At 48.2% G+C, this 2,031-nt stretch carries 2 protein-coding genes; both read left to right on the top strand.

Going from position 1 to position 2,031, the window contains the following annotated elements; translation table 11 throughout:
* Window positions 1–1,553, top strand: a 1,553-nt coding sequence (locus V7659_RS00845; RefSeq protein ID WP_438825857.1) for a GH36-type glycosyl hydrolase domain-containing protein, incomplete at its 5' end; no start/stop codon positions are given.
* Window positions 1,546–1,923: a GH36-type glycosyl hydrolase domain-containing protein gene (locus V7659_RS32255; RefSeq protein WP_335537498.1), complete on the top strand. Its 378-nt coding sequence runs from the start codon at window positions 1,546–1,548 to the stop codon at window positions 1,921–1,923. The genes V7659_RS00845 and V7659_RS32255, both read left to right, overlap by 8 nt.
* The last annotated feature ends 108 nt before the right edge of the window (window positions 1,924–2,031 follow it).

Raw genomic sequence — 2,031 nt, forward strand, 5'->3', positions numbered from 1 at the left:
AGTCTGAGCGGGTCATGATCGCCAAAAACACATATCAAGAAACCTTCCGTGATGCCACCGCATTTTTGGGGATGTATCCGCAGCGGGGTGATGATACGGGCCCTGACCATTTAAACGATCTTACGTGGACCGCGGACCGCAACGAATTTATTGGACGAAATGGAAGTATGGAACATCCAGCGGGAATGGATCGTGTTGGTTTGTCATGTCGGACAGGCACGCATTACGAATCTTGTGGTGCGATTCAGACTAAGCTCACGTTAAACCCGGAGGAAGAACAGGTTGTCTATATTTTATTAGGATGCGAGGATTCTAAAGAGAGTGTCTTACAGTTAACTGAGAAATACAGCCAACCTTCCGCTTGTGATCAAGCGATGGAGGAGATTACTGCTTTTTGGGACCATCATTTAGGCCAAATTCAAGTGTCAACCCCGTCAAAGGAAACCGATTTTATGTTGAACGGGTGGTTATTATATCAGTCCCTTGCCTGTCGAATATGGGCCAGAACGGCCTTTTATCAAGCGGGAGGAGCATTTGGCTTTCGCGATCAATTGCAGGATTCGCTAGCACTCCTTCATACGATGCCAGAAAAAACAAGAGCACAAATTGTGCTCCACGCCTCCCATCAATATTTAGAGGGGGATGTGCAGCACTGGTGGCATGAAGAAACTGAACGTGGGATCCGGACGACGTTTTCTGATGATTTATTATGGATGCCGTATGTGGTTTCACGTTACATCGAGCATACTGGTGATCGAACGGTTTTGGACGAAGTCGCACCGTTCCTAATGAGTGAACAGCTTGCTGAGGGTGAACACGAACGCTATGAACCGACCGTACGTTCTTCTGAAACTGGCACGGTTTATGAGCATTGCCTGCGAGCGATCGATCGGGCATTGAGCCGGATTGGCGAGCATGGTTTGCCATTAATCGGAGTAGGAGATTGGAATGATGGCATGAATCAGGTTGGTGTGAAGGGACGCGGCGAAAGCGTGTGGCTTGGCTGGTTTATTTGTGACGTGTTGAACCGATTTACCGAGCTTTGCGGATTGCGTGGGGATTCTGAACGGGTGGAATCATTTCAGACAATGCGAAAACAGTTAACAGACTCTCTCAACAAAGAGGGCTGGGATGGTCAGTGGTACCGACGGGCCTTTACTGATGCAGGACAATGGCTCGGCTCCATTCAAAATGAGGAGTGCCGGATCGACGCTATTGCTCAATCATGGTCCGTAATCTCAGGAGCAGCACCAATGGATCGTGCTGTTCAGGCAATGAACTCGTTCGACAGGGAACTCGTCGAGCAGGACCTTGCGGTTGTTCGGCTGTTGACTCCAGCTTTCGATCAGACTGAACCAAGCCCTGGATATATACAAGGTTATCCACCGGGAATCAGGGAGAATGGTGCCCAATATACACATGGAGTTATTTGGGGAATCATCGCTTGGTGTCAGCTTGGTAACGGTGATAAGGCAATGGAGATGTTTACGATGCTTAATCCGATGACGCATACTCGTACCGACCAAGAAGTAAGAAGATATACAGGTGGGTGAGCCATACTCGATTGCCGCCGATGTGTATACGGCAGAACCGAATCAGGGACATTCAGGATGGACATGGTATACGGGTGCATCAGGGTGGTTTTATCAGGCCGGTATCGAGTGGATCCTAGGGATTCGGCGACGAGAAACTCGTCTTTATATTGATCCGCGTATTCCTAGTGAATGGCCGGGATACTCGGCTACGTACCGATTTGGGAAGACTCCTTACCACATTAACGTAAGGAATGGGTCTGGTGGCAGTGGAAGCGAGTTGACCGTTGACGGTGTGCAAATTCCGATTCTTGAAAAGGAAAAAGCAGCAGGACCATTTGTGGAATTACGAGATGACGGACTCGACCATCATGTGGAATTGAGAATTTAGGAAAAATAAAAACATTGGTAAGCTCCCTTTATTCAATAAAAATGCTCCGGGATTAATTGAACGGACCTAATAGTGGAGTGGAAGGATTCAATGACGGCATTATCCAAG

The sequence above is a fragment of the Neobacillus drentensis genome, from assembly GCF_036966985.1.
In the GTDB taxonomy this organism is placed as follows: domain Bacteria; phylum Bacillota; class Bacilli; order Bacillales; family Cytobacillaceae; genus Neobacillus; species Neobacillus drentensis_E.